The sequence below is a fragment of the Halomonas piscis genome, from assembly GCF_031886125.1.
GTDB lineage: Bacteria > Pseudomonadota > Gammaproteobacteria > Pseudomonadales > Halomonadaceae > Vreelandella > Vreelandella piscis.
The window spans coordinates 159,112-182,194 of record NZ_CP119391.1; the positions used below are offsets into that span (position 1 = coordinate 159,112).

18 protein-coding genes and 5 pseudogenes are annotated in these 23,083 nt (G+C 54.9%); 15 read left to right on the forward strand and 8 right to left on the reverse strand.

Going from position 1 to position 23,083, the window contains the following annotated elements:
- Positions 1–42 precede the first annotated feature (42 nt).
- Positions 43–1,335, forward strand: coding sequence for a DDE-type integrase/transposase/recombinase (locus tag P1P91_RS00705; protein ID WP_311883842.1), 1,293 nt, complete (start codon positions 43–45; stop codon positions 1,333–1,335).
- Complete coding sequence (locus tag P1P91_RS00710; RefSeq protein WP_311883843.1) at positions 1,332–2,537, forward strand: ATP-binding protein; 1,206 nt, start codon at positions 1,332–1,334, stop codon at positions 2,535–2,537. The genes P1P91_RS00705 and P1P91_RS00710 overlap by 4 nt, the downstream gene beginning before the upstream one ends.
- 3 nt (positions 2,538–2,540) lie before the next feature.
- On the opposite strand, the gene P1P91_RS00715 is transcribed toward P1P91_RS00710, so the two are convergent.
- Positions 2,541–3,292 (reverse strand): IS5 family transposase gene (locus P1P91_RS00715; RefSeq protein WP_407650535.1). Its coding sequence is split into 2 segments (ribosomal slippage): positions 2,541–2,957 and positions 2,960–3,292, totalling 750 coding nucleotides; the frame shifts between segments, so codons are not numbered across the junction.
- A 169-nt stretch (positions 3,293–3,461) separates the two neighbouring features.
- Between P1P91_RS00715 and P1P91_RS00720 the strand changes: the two genes are divergently transcribed.
- Genes P1P91_RS00720 through P1P91_RS00730 form a run of 3 tightly spaced genes read left to right on the forward strand, consistent with a single transcriptional unit; the run spans position 3,462 to position 6,939 of the window.
- Positions 3,462–3,818: a hypothetical protein gene (locus P1P91_RS00720; RefSeq protein WP_311883845.1), complete on the forward strand. Its 357-nt coding sequence runs from the start codon at positions 3,462–3,464 to the stop codon at positions 3,816–3,818.
- Positions 3,819–3,830: 12 nt separating this feature from the next.
- Positions 3,831–5,387 (forward strand): TnsD family Tn7-like transposition protein, encoded by a 1,557-nt coding sequence (locus tag P1P91_RS00725; RefSeq protein WP_311883847.1) that lies wholly within the window; start codon positions 3,831–3,833, stop codon positions 5,385–5,387.
- Positions 5,350–6,939, forward strand: coding sequence for a Tn7-like element transposition protein TnsE (locus P1P91_RS00730; RefSeq protein WP_311883848.1), 1,590 nt, complete (start codon positions 5,350–5,352; stop codon positions 6,937–6,939). Before P1P91_RS00725 ends, P1P91_RS00730 begins: the two co-directional genes overlap by 38 nt.
- Before the next feature lie 13 nt (positions 6,940–6,952).
- Here the strand turns inward: P1P91_RS00730 and P1P91_RS00735 are convergent.
- The 4 genes and pseudogenes from P1P91_RS00735 to phoU form a co-directional block, all read right to left on the reverse strand.
- A protein-coding gene (locus tag P1P91_RS00735) for an IS630 family transposase (protein ID WP_311883849.1) occupies positions 6,953–7,967 on the reverse strand; the annotation gives its coding sequence in 2 pieces (ribosomal slippage) (positions 6,953–7,579 and positions 7,581–7,967; 1,014 coding nt in all).
- 308 nt (positions 7,968–8,275) lie between these two features.
- Positions 8,276–9,295: a hypothetical protein gene (locus tag P1P91_RS00740; protein ID WP_311883851.1), complete on the reverse strand. Its 1,020-nt coding sequence runs from the start codon at positions 9,293–9,295 to the stop codon at positions 8,276–8,278.
- Positions 9,296–9,331: 36 nt separating this feature from the next.
- Positions 9,332–10,203 (reverse strand): annotated as a pseudogene (locus P1P91_RS00745) (IS3 family transposase).
- A gap of 242 nt (positions 10,204–10,445) precedes the next feature.
- On the reverse strand, positions 10,446–11,192 hold the full coding sequence (gene phoU, locus P1P91_RS00750) for a phosphate signaling complex protein PhoU (RefSeq protein ID WP_311883853.1): 747 nt from the start codon (positions 11,190–11,192) through the stop codon (positions 10,446–10,448).
- Between the two features lie 326 nt (positions 11,193–11,518).
- On the opposite strand from phoU, the pseudogene P1P91_RS00755 reads away from it, so the two are divergent.
- From P1P91_RS00755 to P1P91_RS00780, 6 genes and pseudogenes are all read left to right on the forward strand, one after another.
- Positions 11,519–12,182, forward strand: a pseudogene (locus P1P91_RS00755) (transposase).
- Positions 12,183–12,312: 130 nt separating this feature from the next.
- Positions 12,313–13,341, forward strand: coding sequence for a PstS family phosphate ABC transporter substrate-binding protein (locus tag P1P91_RS00760; RefSeq protein WP_017428955.1), 1,029 nt, complete (start codon positions 12,313–12,315; stop codon positions 13,339–13,341).
- Between the two features lie 117 nt (positions 13,342–13,458).
- Positions 13,459–14,715: a phosphate ABC transporter permease subunit PstC gene (pstC, locus tag P1P91_RS00765; RefSeq protein ID WP_311883856.1), complete on the forward strand. Its 1,257-nt coding sequence runs from the start codon at positions 13,459–13,461 to the stop codon at positions 14,713–14,715.
- Positions 14,716–14,732: 17 nt separating this feature from the next.
- A complete protein-coding gene (pstA, locus tag P1P91_RS00770) occupies positions 14,733–15,899 on the forward strand; it encodes a phosphate ABC transporter permease PstA (RefSeq protein ID WP_311883858.1) in 1,167 nt (388 codons plus the stop codon).
- Between the two features lie 75 nt (positions 15,900–15,974).
- A complete protein-coding gene (pstB, locus tag P1P91_RS00775) occupies positions 15,975–16,784 on the forward strand; it encodes a phosphate ABC transporter ATP-binding protein PstB (protein ID WP_407650559.1) in 810 nt (269 codons plus the stop codon).
- Positions 16,785–16,845: 61 nt separating this feature from the next.
- Positions 16,846–17,562 (forward strand): annotated as a pseudogene (locus tag P1P91_RS00780) (chromate transporter); the annotation flags it as partial.
- Positions 17,563–17,577: 15 nt separating this feature from the next.
- On the opposite strand, the gene P1P91_RS00785 reads toward P1P91_RS00780, so the two are convergent.
- Positions 17,578–18,327 carry an IS5 family transposase gene (locus P1P91_RS00785; RefSeq protein WP_311881913.1) on the reverse strand — a complete coding sequence of 250 codons (750 nt, stop codon included), beginning with the start codon at positions 18,325–18,327 and terminating at the stop codon, positions 17,578–17,580.
- 85 nt (positions 18,328–18,412) lie between these two features.
- Between P1P91_RS00785 and P1P91_RS00790 the strand changes: the two are divergent.
- Positions 18,413–18,904, forward strand: a pseudogene (locus P1P91_RS00790) (chromate transporter); the annotation flags it as partial.
- A 70-nt stretch (positions 18,905–18,974) separates the two neighbouring features.
- A pseudogene (locus P1P91_RS00795) lies at positions 18,975–19,240 on the forward strand (transposase family protein); the annotation flags it as partial.
- A 44-nt stretch (positions 19,241–19,284) separates the two neighbouring features.
- Here the strand turns inward: P1P91_RS00795 and P1P91_RS00800 are convergent.
- Together P1P91_RS00800 and P1P91_RS00805 are read right to left on the reverse strand one after the other, a co-directional pair.
- Positions 19,285–19,827 (reverse strand): phosphatase PAP2 family protein, encoded by a 543-nt coding sequence (locus tag P1P91_RS00800; RefSeq protein ID WP_311883859.1) that lies wholly within the window; start codon positions 19,825–19,827, stop codon positions 19,285–19,287.
- Positions 19,799–20,962: a glycosyltransferase family 4 protein gene (locus P1P91_RS00805; RefSeq protein ID WP_311883861.1), complete on the reverse strand. Its 1,164-nt coding sequence runs from the start codon at positions 20,960–20,962 to the stop codon at positions 19,799–19,801. Before P1P91_RS00805 ends, P1P91_RS00800 begins: the two co-directional genes overlap by 29 nt.
- Positions 20,963–21,216: 254 nt before the next feature.
- Between P1P91_RS00805 and P1P91_RS00810 the strand changes: the two genes are divergently transcribed.
- Together P1P91_RS00810 and P1P91_RS00815 are read left to right on the forward strand one after the other, a co-directional pair.
- Complete coding sequence (locus P1P91_RS00810) at positions 21,217–21,918, forward strand: HAD family hydrolase (protein WP_311883863.1); 702 nt, start codon at positions 21,217–21,219, stop codon at positions 21,916–21,918.
- 81 nt (positions 21,919–21,999) lie between these two features.
- Positions 22,000–23,079 (forward strand): ABC transporter substrate-binding protein, encoded by a 1,080-nt coding sequence (locus tag P1P91_RS00815; RefSeq protein ID WP_311883865.1) that lies wholly within the window; start codon positions 22,000–22,002, stop codon positions 23,077–23,079.
- Positions 23,080–23,083 lie beyond the last annotated feature (4 nt).

A 23,083-nucleotide genomic window follows, 5' to 3' on the forward strand; every position in this document is an offset into this window, starting at 1 on the left:
CCTCATGAATAAGCCGGGCTGATTGGAACCGCCACAGCAGGGGTGCTGGGGCCTGGTTCAAGGTATGAAATTGATGCGACGATTGCAGACATTTATCTGTTATCTGCGGATCGGCAACGAATTATTGGTCGTCCTACTTTGTATGTGGTTGTCGATGTTTTCAGTCGCATGGTAGCGGGCTTCTATATTGGCTTGGAAAACCCATCTTATGTCACAGCCATGAGCGCGTTGACTACGTCCATGTCGAGTAAAACAGAGCTATGTGCTCGATATGGCTTAGAGATTACTTCAGAGCAATGGCCTACTGTTGGAGTGCCAGATGCAATTTTAGCGGATCGCGGTGAGCTACTTGGATATCAGATTGAATCTCTGGAGAAAGCTTTCGGTGTGCGTATTGAATTAACGCCACCATACCGAGGTGATGCAAAAGGGATTGTTGAGCGCTACTTCAGGACTCTTCAAGCGGAGTTCAAACCCTTTGTACCTGGTGTAGTAACAGCTACAAAAGTTAGAAAACAGGGTGGAAAAGACTATCGACTAGATGCAACACTAACTCTTGAAGATTTCACTCGTATCATGCTTGCTTCAATACTGCATAGGAACCAATATGCAGTATTGTCGAAATATGACCGCGACCCGGATATTCCAAATGATATGGCGTTAACCCCGCTCAATATTTGGAATTGGGGCATACAATATCGAACCGGTAGATTGAAGAATGTATCAGAAGAAGCTCTTAGAATGGCTTTACTGCCGCGTACCAAAGTCAATGTTTCGGACTTAGGTATTAGTTGTTTTGGCGCTTATTACACATCGAAGGAATTATTGGGGTCTGGCTGGCTGCATCGTAATGGAGGTCGTAGAGTAACTGGCTTGCAAGCAGCTTATGATCCAGTAATGGCTGATCATATTTATCTTTTCCCTGAAAAAGATAGTTCGGATTACTGGGTATGCTCTTTGACTGATCGTTCGCGCCAATTTCGTGGAAAGTCAATGTGGGAGTTATGGAGCATCCAGGAAGAGCAGCGAAAAGCTACCAACGCTGCGAAAGTATCTGAAACAACAAGCAAGAGAGATCTTGAAAAATTGGTTAGCAAAACTCTACAAGATGCTGAGCGCTCTCGCCCAGCTAAGCACAAACAATCAAAATCTGAACAAACTAGAGGGATACGTGATAATCGAATGCTGGAGCGGGATGCTCTGAGAGCTGAAAAAACAAAAGACCGGCAGTTTAAAAGTAGTAAACCGAAATCTGATGTCACTTACCTTCATGAAAAGCCAGATGATGGTGCTTTCCCGGATTTTCTGGATGAGTTGTTTGGAGATGATGAATGACCCTACCTTCAGGCATGGTGAGTGCGGTCTACCAAGAGACAGGAGTTCCCAGCTATCATGGGAATCCGTTAATTGAGGCGCTGCCGCCAATTCTTGAGCGAAAGCAGCTGAAAGATGGACTTGGGGGAGGCATAGAACTCAGGTTAGCGGATAGTTACTTAGATGGACAAACCAGAATTCATATCATCTCTCAATTACTGGATGGCTTCTTTCAGCCTCTAGCTCGTCATATCGAGTTGGAAGCGAAAATATCGATCATACTGCGGCAGGGATATATTGGTCGAAACCTAGCCACTGGCGATCTCTCGACCCATTTACAGAATGGTTACGAACGAATCAAGAGTGGAGACTTAAACGCATTTCGTTTTGAACATGTCGAGTCGACTGCGAAAAGCATGGCGTTTATCGGCTGCTCAGGTTCCGGAAAAACTATCTCGTTGAACCGCATTCTGGCAACTTACCCACAGCTAATTCGCCACCCAGAATACAACTTTATACAGATTGTTTTCCTGAAAATCGATTGCCCACACGACGGCTCCCTCAAGAGCCTGTGCCATAATTTTTTTCGAGAAATCGATTCCATTCTTGCAACAAATTATGTTCGTCGCTATGGAGAAAAACGCCACGGCGTAGAGACAATGATTGCGCTGATGTCGCAGCTGGCAAACACCTATGCTATTGGTTTATTAGTTATTGATGAAATACAGCATTTGAGTGTTCGTGCATCCGGCGGAGCTGAAAAAATGCTGAACTTTTTCGTAACTTTGGTAAATGAGATATCAGTGCCGGTGGTGATGGTCGGAACGCCAAAAGCTCGGGCGGTCTTCGACTCGGATTTGCGTTCGGCGCGGCGGGGAGCTGGGTTTGGGTCAATACTATGGGAGCCCTTGAGCCAACCTGGAGCCGAGGAAAACGTGCTCCGGACCGAATGGGGCGCGTTTACGCAAAAGTTATGGAAATACCAGTGGTTAACAAAAGCCAGTGATAGCATATCCGATGAGTTGAGAAATCTGTGGTTTGATCTTTCTCAAGGTATTATGGATGTTGTCATAAAACTGTTTGTACTGTCCCAAATTAGAGCAGTGGTAACAGGCACAGAGCGAATCACGCCAAATATAATGAAAGCGGTTTATCATGACGAACTGAAACCCATTCATCCTATGGTGGATGCTCTACGCTCCGGTGATCCTAGGGGGCGTTAACAATTAGGCCAGCCATATGGCGGCTGACACGAGGCAGAGGAGTGACTGGTAGTTTCTTGCCAGTCGCTCATAGCGTGTAGATAACCGCCGGAACTTCTTGATTTTCTGAAAGAACCTCTCCACCAGATTGCGATCTTGGTAACAGTGCCAGTCTACTTCAATGCGCGCCAAACGATTCTTTTTCGGAGGAATCACCGGCTCGGCACCTGCGGCCTGAATCATGTCCCGCAGAGCAGTGGAGTCATACCCCTTGTCGCCCAGCACCGCTTGCGGGGAAAAACCTTCCAGTAGAGCGGGAGCAGCACCATACTCCGACGCCTGGCCCGGTGTGAGAACCAATCGTACTGGGTTACCTAACGCATCGACTGCGGCATGAATTTTGGTGCTCAATCCGCCTCGAGATTTGCCCATGGCTTCGACGTCTTGCGTGTTTTTTTTGACGCTCCATGCTGGTGCACCCTGACGATGCTACCGTCGATCATCAGCTGCTCTAGATCGGGATCGTCGGCTACTGTGTCAAAAATACGCTGCCAAACGCCCTTTCGTGACCAACGGTTATACCGCATGTAGACGGTGTGCCAGCGCCCAAAAGATTCGGGAAGATCACGCCACGGGGCGCCGGTCCGAGCGATCCAGAGCACGGCTTCCACGAACAGGCGATTGTCCTTGGCAGTTACCCCACAGTCTGAGGCTTTGCCGGGGAGCAGGTGCTCGATTCGCTCCCACTGATCATCGCGTAACTTCAACCGACTCATGGCCCACCAAAATCTATGAATACTAAATCAGTTTAAACGAAACTAATGATTGTTAACACACCCTAGTAAAATAGCTAAATACTCTGACCTTACAATTCCGGACGTTGATAGGAAAATCCTGGAACTTAGCAATCTTGTAGAATCCAGCAAAGATCAGATCAGGAAGTCCGTGAAATATAATGGTAACAACCAAGCCATTCGCTTACATACCATGTTAGTTGATATGGATTACGAGTCTGACCTTTTAGAGCCATTAATCCAAAGAGCTTTCGAAGAAAATCCTAATTTAAAGCTGAAAGATCTAATGCCTATTATTCTTAATTGGTATCAGACTGCCGAAAAAACACCACCGGTAAAGAGTAGGAGAAAAACAAAATCGATAAAACCACCAGAGTGGCATACTCTAGACTCAGACGATTTTCGTTTTATGCACTCTCAAGCAGCGAACGAAGAGGAATTTCTGAATGAAGCAATTCAATTTGGTTTGGTTTTTAATACTGAACAGTGGCTGAGCTCTGATAAATAGGCAGTATATACCATGCTAAATTTCCCGCTCCCATATCCAGAAGAATTGCTATATAGCATAGTCGCCAGGGCCGGGATACGACATGGAATTGCTAGCCCTAAGCAATTATTGGAGGAGGTTTACGATAATCGTAAGGTTGTTGCAACCTTGGATTTTCCGAGTCATTTGCAAAAAATGGTCAAGTGGTTGCCATCATCGTACGCTTTAGAAACTATTGCCTATGGTCATACATTGCTGCCACTTTATGCACCTTTTATCCCCGAAGAGCGTCGTCAACAATGTTTACAGTGGATGGCTGGAGAGTCTCAAGGTGCAATACATTTAGCAATGGGAGTTGCTGCATCAATTGTAAAAACACCCAGTCACATTAGGTATTGCCCTGGATGTTTGAAAGAACAACAACGCTCTTTTGGTGAATATTTTTGGCTTCGAGAATGGCAGGTTTCAGGTGTCGAGAGCTGTGATAAACATGGCATGCTTATTAACACAAGCATAACTCGCCCTCTGATAGAGCGGCATCATTATCAGGCAGCATCACCGGAGAAATGCCCGTTATTTCCTCAAAAAACTTCCTGTAAAAATTCGCTATTAATCTTGGAGCAGATTCGGCAGTTGCTACGCGAAGGACCGGAGAAATCACCAAGTTTTGAGCAGTGGTCGTGCTATTATAACCTGCTTGCTCAGAAATTTGGCTTTATTCGAGGTAAAGCTCAAATTGATCATTTGGCGATATATGATGAAGTTTTGGAAACTTGGTCTGCGGACTTTCTAAACCGTCATGGTTTATTGCTATGTTCTGGCGATGAGGCTGAATCTTTTTGGCTTCGCTCTGTATTTCGTAAGCATCGTAAGGTTTTTAGTTACCTGCAACATTTGGTCATTCATGAGGCCTTGCTTCCTAAAGGATGGTGTATCAGCGAAGTACTTAAGTCGGTACGGGAGACATCAACCAAAAAGTCTAATGTTCAGATTAGCGTAAAATTTTCTGGTGATCATTTTGAACTTACCCAAGATCAGCAACAATGGATGAAGCTCTTGGAAGACTACTATCCTAAAGCAGCAAGGCGAATAAACGCTGCACTATATGCTCGGCTGTATCGGTACGATCGGTGTTGGCTTATGGGAGTTAATTCTGAAAAACAGTTAGCTGAAAGGCAGGAAAGGAAATATAGAGTTGATTGGCAGAAGCGTGATAAAGAGTATCTAAAGAGGCTAAAAAATATTATTCACTTTCTAAATTCCAGTCAAGTTGGTCCTAGACGGTCCAGAAATTTTCTTATGAAACGTCTTGGGAGCAGCTCATCACTGGAAAAGAAGATGCATTTACTACCTGAAACAGCTAAGCTTCTTGAGAAAATTTCTGAAACTGTTGATCAGTATCAGATCCGCCGATTGAGTAATACCAATGCAGTATTAAAAGATATCTATGATCAACCACCGCGTTGGCGTGTTTTAAGAAACTCTGGGCTCAGTGAAGAAAGGCTCACCAGCTCAGCAAGAAAATATTTAAAACGACTAGAAGAAGGAAAGGATGAATTTCAAAGAAATAGAAAACAACAGTCGCATTAGAGAAATTGGTTCAATCTATCGCCGTCTTGATAACTCAGATTGGAGAATCGAGGTCAAGCTTGATCCTAGACAAAAAAAAGAGTCATTTTCTATTTCACAGCTAACGGCCTTGGCTCGACGGCGTGTACTGAATGCAGTGGACAATCATAATCCTGCAGGATATAAATCTAGTATCACTATAGGAGATACAACTCAATGGGAGCATCGACAAATAGGAGAATGCCCAATAACTTCGGTTGCTAAACAAGGAGATAGGCATCAGTGGTCTTTCTGTTTTGAGAGTAACGATATTGTATATTACCTTCCTCAGATAGAGTTGGCGCGAGTTCTTTTTTTCCACTATGCATATCTAAGTCGTTTGGCTATGATTCCGGGAGGTCTAAGTGAGGAGTTTGATATCCAGGAAAATGAGGCGGAAAAATATGCAAAAGTAAATATACTCCCTACAAGCTCTTTGCCTAAATATGTTCGTGAAAGTCTTGAGTTACGGAGGTTGTTGGCCTGGGTTCTTCTCGATAAAGATGCCCGTAGATCTTTTGAAAGTATCTCAAGCTATCAATTAAAAGAGGGGAGTGATGTTGGGAATTATAGAAGATGGAGTTTTCGTTTTGATCCACCAGTGTTGAATCATGTGTCATTGAAATTGTGTGGACATTTTGACCGGGATCGTAGGGCTTTTTTTGTTTACGAAATTCATGATGTCAAAAACTTGGTACATACTGGGCCTGAGCAGATAGAGTTTTTTGATCCTGGATTTAGGACACCGATGTCTGCTAAAGGCGTGGGGGCTGAAAGTAACCCACGATCAGCGGAGCAGCCATTGATTGATGATGAAGAACTCCCTAAAAATGAAGGTAAAGATCTAATATTTCAATTGCCTAGTATTAATTTTTCCTTTTCTAATCCGACCTATACAACTCGAACAGGTATGGGAAATCGCCTGTCCTCTCGCACTCCGGATACATCTGAAGCTGAAGAATCTCAAAATTTAGAAAAGTTAGAATTCAGTACCGATGAACGAACTATCCGAGGGCAGCTACCGTCTGCAGTATTTAATGTACTGGAAGATCATAGTGATGACCTTCATCATTACATCCACAGGTTTGAAGCTTTTGCTGAAATGGTGGAGGTTTTGCAAGATAAGGGATGCGTAATACTGGAGTCAGCCATAAAAAAACTGCCTGCAATGGCTGGTTTTTCTAAGTTTCTGATGACAGATGGCAATCCTCGTTGCCTAGCATTTCGACTCTTAAGGATAAGGGGGCAGAATTTTGTGTTGCTGGAGGTTGATACATCCGATAGCAAAACCAAGCTCTCGACTCTCTTGTTGAAGCAACCAAGTACGGATTTTGACTGGAAAAAGGAACTATATCTACTGGAGAAGCTTTTGGTAAAAAGCTCCTTGGTGTGGCCCAAAAAATATCTTGATGAGATATTTCCGAGCCACTACGATCGGATACCTCACCCCAGAACAAACTCATTCAATAAGACTTTCTTGGAACCTCATTCCATCCGCAGATGGGCCGACAGGTTATATAGCTATTTAAATTAATTTTACTAAGTGCCTATTCAAAATTAATCGCGTGATCGGATCCATAGCCATCGAGTATCCGATGTACCTCCTCACAGAGGTTATCAAACGTGAGGTACGCACTCAGAGGCAGCCAGACATACTTCATCTGCCGCCACAGAACCTCGATCAGATTCAGCTCTGGTGAATAAGCTGATAAATAGACCAAATGCACACGATGCGACATCCACTCGAGTATTTTCTGCCTGAAGGCCTTGGAGCGATGCATGCTGGCATTGTCGAGCACCACCACGGCGAAGGTATCGGGGTCCTTCTGGGCCACAAAATGGTCAAACGCATCAATGACCGTCTCAGTGGTCACGGACTCGGTGGCGGTGTGATAGACCAACTTCCCCGCTCGGCTGAGGAACCCCAGTACATTCAGCCTTCGGCTATGTGAGTAGGCAGTCACCTCACAGGGTTTACCGATGGGGCTCCACGCGTATGGCACCGACGATGATTGTGAAAATCCTGATTCATCAAAGTAATAGAGCTCATGTTTACCCTGATCTTCACGCTGCTGAAGCGCCTTGAGGAGGTCCTGAGTGTTGCGAAAATCTCTTTCGTCACGCCGTGACTTCAATGAATGCCGAATACGTTTGAAGCTGAGCCTATTTTTTTTTGAGCGCTCTACGGAGCGTCACCATGCTGACCTCTTTCCCCGTCTCGTCCTGAAAGCGAGCGTGCAAGGAGCGGAGCTGATGGGGCTGTTCTGCGACCATTTCCTTCAGTCGCTGGTGGTCGTTGTCATCCAAGGCAGGCGTACGACCACTGCGCGGCTTGTCGATCAGTCCATCGAGGCCCGACGCTTCCCATTGCTTGAGCCATCGTGATACGGCATCACGACGAACTTGCAGTATCTCGCTGATTTGGTTAATGGTATGGCCTTGGTTGCTTAGCAAGATAGCATGAGCACGACGACGTAAGGCACGCTTCTCACCATGGTGATAGGCCGAGGACAGCGTCTGATGTTCAGAGTCAGTAAGTGGAGCAACAAAGCGCCTTGCCATGAGTTTGATCCGGGTCAGAGGTTCTGATCCTGATGATACGTGAAAATTTTAGATCAGGCACTTATTGTAGAATCTTTTGTGTACGCTAAGCATGGGATGCAGCGCCTAAATGGCGCCGTGAATCGCCAGACGAAAAGGGCGGCAACAGATAAGCTGGAGCTACCGTGATGATTGTCTGCTCTCTACTCTACCCAACTCCGCCCGAGAGTATCCTGCCCCACACCTGCGCGCACGAAGTCACGGAAGGCGTCGATCGAAGCCCGACGGCCAGTACCAAACCAGCCGGTACATGACCCCAGCGGCGATGTTCAAGAAACTCTAGGATATATAGCTGCAACCTCGATAGCGATAAGCGCTGCAGTTATCGTTGCAAGAACAAGTCCGACGCACGCAGGGCGCTTTTCCTGACCATGCTGAAAGAGACCGCTGAGACCCATCAGTATGCCAATAGGGGTCGTGACAATTGAGATGACAAAGAAAACGCTACCCACGACGGCCAGCAATATAGGCAGCACGCCTTCGAAGCCATCCGCACCCGGCACACTACCGCCGATCGCGAAAGCAACTATGAACAAGAGTTGAGAAAGAATTCCAATTATTGAGCTATTCCTGGAAATGTTGCCAAGTTCTGATTGGTTATTCTCCGAAGAGTCGACGATATATCCATCCGCGGTGATATTTACGGACGGGTTATCTAGATGCGTGACGTAACCAAGCAGAGGTAACCCAAGCAACGTTAGCGTTGCCATCAGGAGGCCGAGCTCCATAAAAAATATATGCCTGTATAGGGGCACCGAAGTGTCCGCCGAAAATGTAAATAATATACTGATCGTGATTAACATTGGACCAATAAAGGCGAGTCCGATAAGCCCGATTCTCAGATTAAGCTTAGTCCTTTCCGCGCCGATGTGCTTGGCCAGCCTTGCAATGCCCTCATGCCGGGAAATACGCTTGGCGTCACGTAGTTCCTTCCGATAAGCAAGCGCCTCGACGAGACAATAGATTAAGACCACGCCAACAATAGCGAGTAACCAGCCAGTGCGCCACATTGCATTCGCGATGTTCGGCGGTAGTTGCGTCGAAAGCCATGGCAATCCAGCTATCCCGATCACCATAAAGATGGCCTGGACAAACATAAGTTTCAGATGAGGCGCGTCATCGGAAACGAGCATTGGCCTACGAAATGGTGGATTCAAATAAAGAATACGACCATCGCTGCCATGCGGGATGGTTGAAATTCTGTTGATCCCGAAGAAAATAAGAGCAAATGGAATAACTGCTTTTAATGCAAGTTCAATCATGGAGAGTGACATAGGCTCAGGACTCATTCCGGTGTTCTGGTCAAGTCGTAGCGGACACTTTTATTAAGCTGCTTCGGCGATTTTTTCGATTTCCCTTGGCGCTTGGTAGCCAAGAGTGGAGTGCAGCCGGCAGCTGTTGTACTCTATCTCGATATAGGTCACGACGTCGCGTCTCGCTGACTGGCGGGTCCCGTACCGCTGCCCATCCAGCCATTCGCCCTTCAGAGAGCCGAAGAAGCGCTCCATGACCGCATTGTCCCAGCAGTTCCTCTTGCGGCTCATGGAGGCCAGGAACCCGTGCTGAACCAGTCGTTCGCGATACGCATGTGATGCGTACTGGCTGCCGCGATCCGAGTGATGGAGCCCTCCTCGAGAAGGCGCCGGCGGCCAAAGGCCATCTCCAGAGCGTCCAGGGTTAGTGACGCCTTCATGTGGTCGGCCATGGCCCAGCCGATAACCTGCCGGTCATAGAGGTCCAGCACGGCCGCCAAGTACAACCAGCCTTCCAGGGTCCAGATGGCGGTGATGTCGGCCACCCACGCCTGATTGGGCTCAGGCACCGTGAATTGCCGGCTGAGCAGGTTGGGAGCTACTGGCAAGCCGTAGTCGCTGTCCGTCGTATGCCGGTAGCGGCGACGCTGTCGGCAGGCGATATCGGCTTCCTGCATCAGGCTACGCGCCTGATAACGACCGACTGCGTGACCTCTGCGATGGAGTTCCTTGGCCATTCGACGGCTCCCGTAGCTACCACGCTTCTGATCGTGGATGTCCTTGACCTCCCGGTCACGTTGCTGGCGATACCAGCGATCCAGCAGGCTGCGACCGATATCCAGCCGCCTGGCAGCCTCGGAGATGGCGTAGTCCTCTCCCCGAACCATGTTGACCGCCTCAGCCTTGAATTTGTCGGAATACCGACGTCGAGTCTTCTTGGTCATGAACACCTCTCATTGCCTTCACTATAAGGCTTATCAGGGTGTCCGATACAATTAGACCAGTTCACTGAGCGACGGTGACGAGCAGATGGCCACTCAAGTGGCATTCTGTGCCGCACTAGCGTGCAACTTGCTGCTGCTGGAGGATGTGGTGGCCGATGCGTTTATGGTCCAGGCCGAGACGCTAGGTGTATGGTCCCGGAGTGTAACGTTTTATAGAAACAGGGTCTCAGAGGGTGCGACACTCATCCTGACACTGGGGGGGAACCATCCTCGGCCCTGATACTACAGGCTACCTCGTCAGCATTCTGATGGCGCACATCCATCCCCTTGACCAGGTAGATCACATATTCAGCCAGGTTACTGGCATGATCGCCAATGCGCTCCAGCGAGCGCAGCATCCACATGATGCTCAGCACCGGTGAAATCGCCCGCACATCTTCCATCATGAGTGTCATGAGTGAGCGCATGGCGGTCTTGTATTCGCTATCGACATGATCGTCTTCACGCACCACCTTTAGTGCCAGTTCGGTATCAAAGTGGGCGAAAGAGGTCAGCGAATCGCTGACCATCTTGCGCACATGCTCGCTGATGAGCCGCACCTCGACGAAACCGCAGTTTCCCGAGTTGCTCTCGACCAGCTCCAGCGCGTTGCGGGCGATCTTGTCGGCCTCGTCGCCGATGCGCTCGAGATCCGACGTGGCGCGAGTCACCGCTAGCACAAGGCGCAGATCCGAGGCCGCCGGCTGACGACGTACCAGTAGCAGGGTGCACTCGTCGTCGATCTTGACCTGCATGTCATTGACGTGACGGTCGTTGGCTACCACCCGCTGAGCCAGTGCCGTGTCCGTCTCGAGCAGTGAGCGGGTCGCATCCTGTACTTGCTTTTCAACCAGGCCACCCATGGTCATCAGGTGCGTTTTCAATGCCTCCAGCTCTTGACTGAACTGGCGGGAAATATGCTGGCTATGGGGTTCGTTGGTTATGCTCATCGGTGGTTCTCCACGGGCGTAGGTAACAAATCATATGCTCAATCATGTCATCGTTGATACGTTTCAGGCGCGGATGCGTAAAGCAGCAGCGGGGTACAACGAGGCTTGTCTCCAGCAGTGCTACACTGCGACATAAGTAGATTATGTCGTAACCTTAGAGGATATCGAAACGATATTGCAGTTAGATGAAGCACTACACTGAATGGATAAGACGCGGCAGTTTTCAAGGAGGTTTCTGATTAGCAACGACCGTCAGCCCAGCTTTCCTTCTTGGCGATAAGAACTACACATGTATACATGTATAGCTTTCGAAAGAGGGTGACGTCATGGCCATGAACCCCATCCAGTTCCAGCCTGGCCTGTCGATGCCTGAGTTTTTCGAGCGCTATGGGACCGAATCGCAGTGTGTGGCGGCGCTGGAGCAGACGCGCTGACCAAAGGGCTTCCACTGCCCGCGCTGTGAGGGCAACACCTATTCTCGGGTGCACCGGCGGCACCATACGCTATACCAGTGCCGCGCCTGCCGTCACCCGACCTCGCTGATCGCCGGCACCCTGATGCAGGGCATCAAGCTTTCGCTGACCACCTGGTTCCTGGCGATCCACCTCATCAGCTAGGCCAAGACCGGGCTGTCGTCGCTGGCCCTCAAGCGTGACCTCGGGGTGAGCTACCCGACGGCCTGGCCTGCTTCGGTGCCGTCACCCGCGCTGACTGTAAGCATTAGCCCACCGTCATCGCGGGACGCAAACCCCAGGACGTGCCCGAGTTTCACTGGATCAATACCGTGCTCGGTAATCTCAAGATCAGTCTTTCAGGGGCATACCATGCCTTCGGCTTCCAGAAATATGCGGCGCGCTACCTGGTCGCGTTCAGCTATCGCTTCAACCGTCGCTTCGAATCAGGGTGCTGCCGACCCGGCTGCTCATCGCCGCGGTGCGCTGCAAGCCTCGGCCCCAGCGGGTAATCCGGTCGGCTGAGCTTCATTGCTAATCAGGAGGAGGTTTGCAACAGAGCATGGCAACGGATTGATTTTTTCCTGACTGTCATGAGGCTGTCATCTTTGTAGGTCATCTTCGGCATCACGAAAAGGCAAATACTTCTCGCACCAGGAGCACTTTTCATGAGCCGTACCTTCAAGAATCGCGCTTTCAAGACTACCGTCCTCGCCGCCGCCGTCATCAGCGCTGTCGGTGTTGCCCAGGCCCGTGACCAGGTTCGCATCGTGGGCTCCAGCACGGTGTATCCCTTCGCAAGTTACGTGGCCGAGGAGTTCGGGGCGATCACCGACTACCCGACGCCGGTCATTGAATCCACCGGCTCCGGCGGCGGCCTGCGCCTGTTCTGCAACGGCGTCGGCGAGGACACTCCGGATATCAGCAACGCCTCCCGCCGCATGAAGCCCTCCGAGTTCGAGCGCTGCGCCGAGAATGGCGTCACCGATATTACCGAAGCTTTCATTGGCTACGACGGCATCGCCTTTGCCCAGTCCGGTGCGAACCCGGCGATGGAGGTGACCCGCGAACAGCTGTTCCTGGCCCTAGCCGCCAAGGTGCCGGTGGAGGGTGAATTGGTCGACAACCCCTACAGCCGCTGGAGCGAGATCGACGCCTCCCTGCCGGATCGCGAGATCGCCGTCTACGGGCCGCCGACCACGTCCGGCACCCGGGATGCCTTCGAGGAGCTGGTGATGGAAGCTGCGTCCGAAGCAATGGACGCCTACGGCGGTGAGGGTTTCACCGATATTCGTACCGACGGCGCCTATATCGATGCCGGTGAGAATGACAACCTGATCGTCCAGCGCCTGGCCGAGAACACTGATGCCTTCGGCATCTTCGGCTACTCCTTCCTTGAGGAAAATGCCGATACCCTGATCGGCTCCAGCATCGACGGCGTCGAGCCGACCCCGGACGCCATCGGCAGCGGCGAGTACCCGGTGTCCCGCTCGCTGTTCTTCTACGTGAAGAATCAGCACACCGACGAGGTGCCGGCCATGTACGAGTATGCCAACACCTTCATGAGCGAGCAGATGATTGGTGAGCTGGGCTACCTCAAGGGCATCGGCCTAATCCCGGCCCCCGAGGAGATGCGCGAGAAGGCCCGTCAGGCAGTGGCCGACCACGAGTCGATCGAACTGGCCGACCTGAAGTAAGCGAGACTGGGGTCCAGCCCCGACCGACCGGCAACCAGCGTTGCCGGTCGGCGCGCGTTCCGGCAGGGAGGCCGGTTGGGTGACTACCCCGCGGATGAATTTCTTCGAGAGACACCTATGCAGACCAACCAATTCCTCGCCCTGTTCTGTGGCACTCTGCTGGTGCTGGGTCTGATCGCCTTCTTCGCGGCGCGTGCCAAGGCGGCCAGGGCGCGCGCCAGCGGCACCTCGATGCACGCCCAGCCCGATCAGTACGGCTGGTTTGGCGTGCTCTCTATCGCAGCACCGGCACTGGCGGTGAGCCTGGTCGGTAGCGTGGCCATGCTGCTGGTCGGGGCGAAGATTTCCATTGCCATGTTGCTGGTGGTCAGTATCGCCGTGGCCTGCCTAGGCCTGGTGGGCAGCATCGCCATGGTCAGGCCCGGGTTTCATGCACGGCGCGCCGTCGAGGCGTTTGTTCGCTTTATGCTGGCTGGAGCCACGCTGATCTCCATTTTGACAACGCTGGGCATTCTGGTCTCGATCATCAATGAGGCAGTGCGTTTCTTCCAGATGCAGAGCTTCTGGGGCTTTATCACCGGAACCGTCTGGAACCCCGGCGCCAGCTTTCTGACGGCCGCCGGGCGCGCCGAGGAAGGCGCCAGTGCCGCTCAATTCGGCTCGCTGCCGCTGTTTGCCGGTACCTTCATGATCACCGCGATCGCCATGCTGGTGGCCATCCCAATTGGTCTGCTGTCGGCGATCTACATGGCGGAGTTCGCCAACTCGCGCGTACGCAGCATCGCCAAGCCGGTCCTTGAAGTGCTGGCGGGTATTCCCACGGTGGTCTACGGCTTCTTTGCAGCGATTACCGTGGCACCGCTGATCGTTGCGGCAGCACAGTGGCTCGGCCTCAAGGCCGACTTCAACAATGCCCTGGCGCCCGGCATCGTCATGGGCATCATGATCATTCCGTTCATTTCCTCACTGGCCGATGACGTGATCCATTCGGTGCCCGACAGCATGCGCCAGGGCGCGCTGGCGCTCGGCCTGACCCATGGCGAGACGATTCGCGATGTGGTGGTGCCGGCGGCGCTGCCCGGCATTGTTTCGGCCTCGCTACTGGCGGTGTCTCGGGCGCTGGGGGAAACCATGATCGTAGTGATGGCGGCGGGCATGCTGCCCAACCTGACCGCCAATCCGCTGGAAAACATGACCACCGTGACGGTGCGTATCGTCGCCGCCCTGACCGGGGATCAGGAGTTTGCCAGCGCTGAAACGCTGTCGGCCTTTGCCCTGGGGCTGGTGCTGTTCGTGGTGACCCTGATGCTGAATCTGGTGTCGGTGATCATGATTCGCCGTTTTCGGGAAAAGTACCGGGTCAATAATCTCTAAGTCGAGGAGTCATTGGGATGACACAGGCGTTCGATCACATCGAGGCTCAGCTTCGGCGACGGCATCGCAAGACCCGACTTCTGAAAGCGTTGTCCATGGGGGCGCTTGGCCTTGCCGGCCTGTTTCTGGTGCTGTTTTTCACTGACATGCTGATCAAGGGGTTGCCGGCCTTCAAGCAGGCACAGATTCAGGTCGAGGTCGACTACAGCGAGCAGGCCAGCCAGCTGCCGCTGGCGGCCGTATCCGAAGCCGTGCGCCCGCTGGTCAGCCGCGGCTATCTGCGCCTGATTCCATCGCGCATGCGAGACGACCCGGCGCTTCAGGGCACCACGCGCAGCGAGTGGGTGCTGGCCGATGGCCAGGTCGACCAATATCTGAAGGGTCACCACAGCAAATTAAGCGATCGCCACCGGGCGGTAGTGGATCGGCTGCGGGCCGAGGGCCGGGTGGAGCTACGTTTCAATACGCGGTTTTTCACCAGCGGCGATTCCAGGATGCCTGAACTTGCCGGTATCGCCTCGGCCGCCATGGGGACCGTGATGACCCTGATGGTCACCCTGGCGGTGGCGTTTCCGATTGGCGTGATGACGGCGATCTATCTGGAGGAGTTTGCACCGGACAACCGCATCACTCAGCTGGTCGAGATCAATATCAACAACCTGGCGGCGATCCCGTCGATTCTATATGGCCTGCTGGGGCTGGCGATCTTCATCAACTTCTTTGGCGTGCCGCGCTCTTCGCCGTTGGTCGGCGGGCTGACGCTGGCGCTAATGACGCTGCCGGTGATCATTATCTCGACCCGCACGGCGCTGCGCAGCGTGCCGGACTCCATTCGTCATGCCGGCTTCGGCGTTGGCTGCTCGCGCTGGCAGGTGGTACGCGACCATGTGCTACCGCTGGCGATGCCCGGCATCATGACTGGCGCGATTATTGGTCTGGCCCAGGCCATGGGCGAAACCGCGCCGCTGATCATCATCGGTATGGTGGCCTTTATTCCCGATATCGGCGGCTCGATCACCGAGGCCGCCACGGTGATGCCGGCTCAGATATTCACCTGGGCGGGCGAGCCCGATCGGGCCTTCATCGAGAAAACGTCGGGCGGCATCCTGGTGCTACTGGCGGTGCTGATCACCATGAATGCCACCGCCGTAGTGCTGCGCAGGCGCTTCGAGCGCCGCTGGTAGCGCAGGCGCCATAGAGGACAAACCAACATGAGTATGAGCATGAATAGCCACGCTTCACCCGAGAGTATCCCGTCCATGAATCGACCTTCGAGCGGTGAGCCGGTGACTCGCAATGACAGCGCCCATCATGCGCTCAGCGTGCGAGTGCGCGATCTCGATCTCTGGTACGGACAGTTTCAGGCGCTCAAGTCCATCAGCCTGGATATTTACCAGAACAACATTACCGCGCTGATTGGCCCTTCCGGCTGTGGCAAATCTTCCTTTCTGCGCTGCCTGAACCGCATGAACGACCTGATTCCCAGGGTACGCATCGAAGGCCTGGTGGAGATGGGCGGGCGAGATGTGAATGCCGCCAAGGTGGACGAGGTGGCGCTGCGCCGCCGGGTCGGCATGGTGTTCCAGAAGCCCAACCCGTTTCCCAAGTCGATTCATGACAACGTGGCCTATGCCCCGCGCATGCACGATATCGTCAGCCGCAAGGCCGATGTGAAGGCGCTGGTGGAAAGTTCACTGCGCGACGCGGGCCTGTGGGAGGAGGTCAAGGACAAGCTGCACCAGCCCGGCACCTCGCTCTCTGGCGGCCAGCAGCAGCGCCTGTGCATTGCCCGCGCCATTGCCGTGCAGCCGGAAGTGATCCTGATGGACGAGCCAACCTCGTCGCTGGACCCGATCTCCACGGCGACCATCGAGGATCTGATGGACCGGCTCAAGCGTCGCTACACCATCATCACAGTCACCCACAACATGCAGCAGGCCGCGCGAATCGCCGATTACACTGCCTTTTTCCATCTGGGTGAGATGATTGAATATAACGATACCAAGACGATGTTCTCGACGCCGCATACCAGGAAGGCCGAGGACTATATTACCGGCCGCTACGGCTGAAGGGCTAGGCCATGAGTAACGAAACCTGGACATTGCAGAACGATGACAAAGAATCCGATCGATGAGCCATACGCCACGCCCCTCAGGACGTGTCAGAGAAGTCTTCAGCGCCTTTCTGCTGCTGGGCCTGACTTCCTTCGGCGGTCCAATAGCCCACCTTGGTTACTTTCGCACTGAGTTCGTGGAACGGCGTCACTGGCTCTCCGAACAAGCCTATGCCGATTTGGTGGCGCTGTGCCAGTTTCTGCCGGGACCAGCCAGCAGCCAAGTGGGCTTTGCCTTGGGGCTGATGCGTGCCGGTCCTTGGGGCGCGGCAGCGGCCTGGACGGCATTCACTTTACCCTCGGCTGTTGTTCTGGTGCTGTTCGCCTTGGGCTCTTCCGTACTTGATGGCCTTGTCAGCCAGGGCATTATCCAAGGCCTAAAGGTGACGGCAGTGGCTATCGTCGCCCATGCCGTGTGGGGCATGGCCCGCAGTCTCTGTCCCGATCCTGGGCGCGCCGGTATTGCGTTGGCCGCGGTGTTCACTGTGGTGCTGGTTAGCGGCCCGCTGGGCCAGGTAGCAGCCATCGTGATTGGTGCTATGGCCGGTATAGTGTTGTGTCGGGCCTACGTCGCAGTAGACGTTCACGACTTGCCACTGCCTGTTTCGGCTCGTGTTGGCCACCTGGTGGGGCTGACCTTCGTTGCTCTGTTATTCGGCCTGCCGTTGCTGGCCTGGATCAGCCCCACCGCAATCTTGGCGGTCATGAATGCCTTCTATCGCGCCGGCGCTCTAGGGCCTGTTGACGTTTCACATTGGTAGCCATAAAAAGCCGCATGCCAAGGCCACCATGCTTTCGTAATTTCGTTTGAGCTTATCGTAGCGCGTCGCAATGGCGCGATACGGTTTCAATCGAGCAAAGGCATTCTCAACCAGATGCCGGTAGCGATATAACCCTCTGTCCAGATTGGCATTTCCTTTTTTCGAGTTACGCCTGCGTGGAATGACGGCAGCCATTCCTTTGGCTTCGACCTGCTCACGGATACGTTCACTGTCATAGCCTTTGTCAGCCACCAGCGCGTCACCTGCCGGCAAACCGTCAATCAATGCCTGGGCTTCCGTGCTGTCGTGCACTTCACCCCCGGTTATTCTGAAGGCGATCGGCAACCCATAAGCATCCACGGCCAAGTGGATCTTGCTGGTATTGCCTGCACGACTTTTGCCAATGGCTTCTGCATCTTCCGTGGCAGCCCCAGTGCTATCTTGGTGAGCCTTGACGTAGGAACCATCAATAAATAGCCACTCGACATCAGGATCTTCCACCAGAGAGATGAAAATCCTCATCAGCTTTCCACTCGCTGACCAGGCGTTGAAGCGCTTGTAGACCGTGTTCCAGGGGCCAAACGCCTCCGGTAGGTCCCGCCACGGGCAGCCGGTTCGCATCCGATAAAGGATGCCTTCCACCGTGGTACGCAGATCGGTCTTGTCATAAATACCTTGTTGAAGCAGGATAGATTTCAGCTTCGGCCAGTGTTCATCCGTGAGCATTTGTCGGGGCATGGCAGGCTTGCAGTTTGTTGGCTTAGGAACCTTTATTCTGTGAGCTTGCCCCTATCCTGCCAATACCCCTGCCATGAAACGTCAACAGACCCTAGTGTTCGGCGGCGGGCATGTGGTGCTGCCGTTGCTGGAGGCCGAAGTGGTGCAATCCGGCTGGGTCAGTGCGGATGAGTTTCTGACAGGTTATGGTGCCGCCCAGGCTGTGCCGGGGCCGCTGTTTACCTTTGCTTCGTATTTGGGCGCGGTGATGGTACCGCTCGGCGGCAGCCTGTTCGGTGTTGCCCTGGCGCTGGTGATGATCTTCCTGCCCGGAATGCTGTTACTGGTGGCAGTGCTGCCCCATTGGAGCCGATTTCGCCGCTGGGGCAGCGCCCAGGCGCTGATGCGCGGCGCCAATGCGGCAGTAGTGGGTATTCTGGGTGCTGCCCTTTATCAACCGGTCTGGACCAGCGCCATTCTTGGTCTCAACGAGTTCGCCTTAGCGTTGGTAGGCTTTCTCTTGCTCAGCGTCTGGAAGCTGCCCGCTTGGGCAGTAGTAGTTATCCTGGCCAGTAGCGGCATTCTCATCACTTTTTAGCTGGCATCGCCAACCATGCCAAGTCAGAACTATCCCGATAATCAATATTTCCCACGAAAACGCTCAAGACATGATGCACCTTGCTGACAACGTTCTCCATCTGGCGGAGTACCACATCCTGGACACCAAGATAGAAGAGCATGACCTCCACTACCAAGTTGAAGCTTCTGAGCCTCTAGCCTGCGAGGAGTGCGACGTAGAGGGTGAGCTTGCCAGGTTGGCAAGCGCGATGTGGCCTATCGCGATCTATCCATCCACGCAAAGCGGGTCACCCTCTGGGTGGTCCGTCGCCGCTACATCTGTCGAGTCTGCGGCAAGACATTCCGCCCAGCACTGGTCCCTATCCGATCCTGGTCGCTGGACTTGCAGTCTGAGCTGTATCAACCCGCCAGAGCCAGGCTCGTCACGGCGAAGGCGTAGCCGATAGCACCGCCGGCGATCACGTCGCTGACATAGTGCAGGCCGAGCCCGACTCGTGACACCGCAATCAGCAGCGTCAGCGGTACCAGCCAGGGGAGCAGGGTGGGAGCATGGGCGCCAGTGAGCACGCAGAACATCACCGCATGCATGGTATGACCGCTGGGGAAGCTGTAGCGGTCACGAGCGGGCTCCAGGCAGATGATGCGTGCATCGAAGGTGATGAAGGGGCGCTCACGGCATAGTCGGGTCTTGACCAGGCGATACACGGCGATCGCCAGCAGGGCGGTGAGGCTGTACTGCAGCAGGTAGGTAAGCCCACCTTCCTCCTGTAGCCATGGCTGGGCGGCGATCAACGCCACCCACACCAGCCAGTCGCCGAGCTTGCTGGCCAAGCGTAGCGTGCCTAGCCAAGGGCGGTAGAGGCTGAAGCGGGCAATGCGCTGGCAGAGCCGCCTCTCCAGCAGGTCGAGGCGGTCAAACGCCGCAGGGGTGCGCGGTTTCATGGGTACTCTCCCGAGCCTGTTGAAGAACGGTGAGAAAGGTATCGGCGATGGCCGACCAGCGGTACTCGAGGGCGCGTTGGCGCGCCGCGCGCCCCAACCGGGCATAGCGGGCCGGCTGTTGGCAGAGCGTCAAGACCGCGTCGCGAAAGCCTGCGTCGTCGTTCGGGGCAATGGCCAGGCCATTGCATTCGTGATCGATCAGCTCGGCGGCCGCGGCCTGGCGGAAGGCCACCACCGCCAGGCCGCTGGCCATGGCCTCCAGCACCACGTTGCCCCAGGTCTCGGAGAGCGAGGGAAAAAGAAAGAGATCGGCGCTCGCGTAGTGGCGGGCCAGCGACTCGCGCGGTACGAAGCCGGTGAAGTGCGCATTGGGTAACGCGCGTTCGAGCCGTTGTCGTGCCGGACCATCGCCGACGATGACCAGAGCCATGTCAGGGCGGGCCTCGAGCAGAGTGCGAAAGCTCTCCTCGAGCAGCGCCAGGTTTTTCTCCGAGGCGAGCCGGCCCACGTGGAGCGCCACGGGCTGGTGCTCGCCGACACCCCACTGCTCGCGTAGCAACGAATCACGATGGTGCGGCGAGAAGCGCTCACCATCGATGCCGCGACCCATTACCTCCAGGTTTTGAAAGCCCTGTTCCGCTAGTCTCGCCGCCAGGGCGTGGGTAGGTACCAGCGTGGCCGCGCAGCCGTTGTGAAAGCGGCGCAAAACGCTGAGTACGGCCGGGGCTACCCAGGGAAGATGGTAATCGTGGCAGTAGTGGTCGAAGTTGGTGTGCCAGCCCGCCACCACCGGGATGCCTAGGCGCCGGGCGACACTGCGCGCCGACCAGCCAAGCGGTCCCTGGGTAGCCAGATAGACGACGTCGGGGCGCTGATCCTGCCACAGGCGCTTGAGGCGACGCGGGGCAGGCAGGCCAAGGCGGACCTCCCGGTAGCCGGGGAGCGCCAGGCCGCGCACCAGCAACTCCGCCCGTATCCCAGGGTGTCGCTCCTGGTACCAGCCCTGGCGGGGCTGGGGCCGGACCAGTTGCAGGGCGATGCCGCGATCGTGCAGCTGGTCCGCGAGGTGGTTGAGCGTGTGGGCAACGCCATTGATGTCGGGTGGCCAGGTCTCGCTGACCAGGCAGATGCGCATGGGGCTTTCCTCGTCGTCGGTTGGCCAGGCAGGTCTTGTCCCAGAGTATGCCGGGCCACCATGACGAGACGGCGACAGCGCCATGACGAAACGGTGACCCTACCCACAGCTAAAGCTGGGGGCTCTCGCGTATGACTGATTGCGGTTCCATGGCAGACGGATGGCAGGGGGATGGCGCCTGCTCAATGTCATGTCTCCGTCACGGGGAGGCGGCAGGATATGGATCGCTGATGCTCGACCAATGGGAGACTGTCATGCGCCTTGCCCTTTTCGATCTCGACGACACCCTGCTGGATGGTGACTGCAGTGCGCTATGGAACAACTGGATGGTGGAACGCGGCTGGATCGCTTCCCCCGGAGAGTACCTGGCACGCACCCAGGCCATGAATGCGGCCTATCATGCGGGCCGGCTTCGGCTGGAGCAATATCTGGCTTTCACGCTCTCGCCGCTGGTGGGCCGTCACGCGGAGGAGGTTGCCACCGAGGTGGCAGCCTTCGTCACCGCACGCATCGCACCGCGGGTGTTTCCCCAGGGACGCAAACTGATGGCCCACCATCACCGCCAGGGAGACCGACTGCTGCTGATCTCCTCCTCGTCGCGACACCTGGTAGCGCCAGTGGCCAGGCAACTGGGCATCGAGCAGGTGATCGCCGTGGAGCCGGCCCTCGACGAGGGTGTGTTTACCGGTGATACCACTGGTGTGCTCTCCTACCGGGGCGGCAAAGTCACCCGGCTGGAGGCTTGGCTGATCGAGCGTAATGCCACCGCCAGTCACCTGAGTTTTTACTCCGACTCCAAGAACGATTTGCCGCTGCTCACCCGAGTGAATCGTCCGGTGGTGGTCAACCCCGACCCGGTGCTGGCCGAGGTAGCCCGAGTCGAGGGGTGGGAGCGTCTTGACTGGCGCCAGGAGCCCCGGCTAACCATTCAATCGACACGCCTTTGTCATGTTTGACCTCTATTGTGCTTCCTGCCGGCCGCTTCTGAACTAGACCAGATGGCGGCTTCATCCTGATCACCTGCATGGAGCCACACCGTGAACCCGACACGCTCGACGCTGCTTCGACTCACCCTGACCGCCGCCCTGGGGACAACGCTTCTCGCCGGTCAGGCACATGCGACCTCCGACCTGTCAGAACTGATCGCCGCCGCCCAGGAGGAGGGCCGTGTCGACAGCGTCGGCATGCCGGATACCTGGGCCAACTGGAAAGACACCTGGGCCGACCTGAAGGAGAACTACGGCCTGGAGCATATGGACACCGACATGAGCTCCGCCGAGGAGATCGCCAAGTTCAAGGCCGAGGGCGAGAACGCGACTGCCGATATCGGTGACGTGGGGATCAGCTTTGGCCCCATCGCCGTGGCGGAAGGCGTGACCCAGCCCTACAAGCCGACGACCTGGGAGGAGATTCCCGACTGGGCCAAGGATGAAGACGGCCACTGGATGCTCGGCTATACCGGCACCATTGCCCTTATGAGCAATAAGCAGCTGGTTCCGGAAGAAGAGCGTCCGCGAACCTTCGCTGATCTGACCGAAGGTGACTACACCGTGGCGGTGGGCGCCGTGGGTCAGGCCGCTCAGGCCAACAACGCTGTGCTGGCGGCCGCCTATGCCAACGGTGGCGATGAAAGCAACCTGACGCCGGGGCTGGAGCTGTTTGCCGAGCTGGCACGTCAGGGGCGGCTGTCACTGGCGAATCCCAGCATTGCCAACCTGGAGAAAGGGGAGGTCGAAGTCGCGCTTCTGTGGGACTTCAATGCCCTGAACTATCGTGACCAGATTGACCGCGAGGCCTTCGACGTGGTGATTCCTTCCGACGCCTCGGTCACCTCGGGCTACGCCACCATCATCAACAAGCATGCGCCGCACCCCAACGCTGCCAAGCTGGCTCGCGAGTACATCCTCTCCGATGAGGGCCAGTTCAACCTGGCCGAGGGCTATGCGCGGCCGATCCGCGCCCAGCACCTGACGCTCCCCGAGGATATCGCCGCCAAGCTGCTGCCCAACGCGCAGTATGCCAACGCTCGGCCGGTAGAAGACTTCGATGCCTGGGAAAAGAGCGCCCGTCAGCTGCCGCGCCAGTGGCAGTCCCAGGTGCTGATCCATCAGCAGTAACGCC

What these genes read in the sequence shown, in the direction of transcription:
- P1P91_RS00710 (WP_311883843.1), top strand. Translation starts at nt 1,332, where the DNA reads ATGACCCTACCTTCAGGCATGGTGAGTGCGGTCTACCAAGAGACAGGA.
- P1P91_RS00725 (WP_311883847.1), top strand. Translation starts at nt 3,831, where the DNA reads ATGCTAAATTTCCCGCTCCCATATCCAGAAGAATTGCTATATAGCATA.
- P1P91_RS00730 (WP_311883848.1), top strand. Translation starts at nt 5,350, where the DNA reads ATGAATTTCAAAGAAATAGAAAACAACAGTCGCATTAGAGAAATTGGT.
- P1P91_RS00740 (WP_311883851.1), bottom strand. Translation starts at nt 9,295, where the DNA reads ATGAGTCCTGAGCCTATGTCACTCTCCATGATTGAACTTGCATTAAAA.
- phoU (WP_311883853.1), bottom strand. Translation starts at nt 11,192, where the DNA reads ATGAGCATAACCAACGAACCCCATAGCCAGCATATTTCCCGCCAGTTC.
- P1P91_RS00760 (WP_017428955.1), top strand. Translation starts at nt 12,313, where the DNA reads ATGAGCCGTACCTTCAAGAATCGCGCTTTCAAGACTACCGTCCTCGCC.
- pstC (WP_311883856.1), top strand. Translation starts at nt 13,459, where the DNA reads ATGCAGACCAACCAATTCCTCGCCCTGTTCTGTGGCACTCTGCTGGTG.
- pstA (WP_311883858.1), top strand. Translation starts at nt 14,733, where the DNA reads ATGACACAGGCGTTCGATCACATCGAGGCTCAGCTTCGGCGACGGCAT.
- pstB (WP_407650559.1), top strand. Translation starts at nt 15,975, where the DNA reads ATGAATCGACCTTCGAGCGGTGAGCCGGTGACTCGCAATGACAGCGCC.
- P1P91_RS00785 (WP_311881913.1), bottom strand. Translation starts at nt 18,327, where the DNA reads ATGCCCCGACAAATGCTCACGGATGAACACTGGCCGAAGCTGAAATCT.
- P1P91_RS00800 (WP_311883859.1), bottom strand. Translation starts at nt 19,827, where the DNA reads ATGAAACCGCGCACCCCTGCGGCGTTTGACCGCCTCGACCTGCTGGAG.
- P1P91_RS00805 (WP_311883861.1), bottom strand. Translation starts at nt 20,962, where the DNA reads ATGCGCATCTGCCTGGTCAGCGAGACCTGGCCACCCGACATCAATGGC.
- P1P91_RS00810 (WP_311883863.1), top strand. Translation starts at nt 21,217, where the DNA reads ATGCGCCTTGCCCTTTTCGATCTCGACGACACCCTGCTGGATGGTGAC.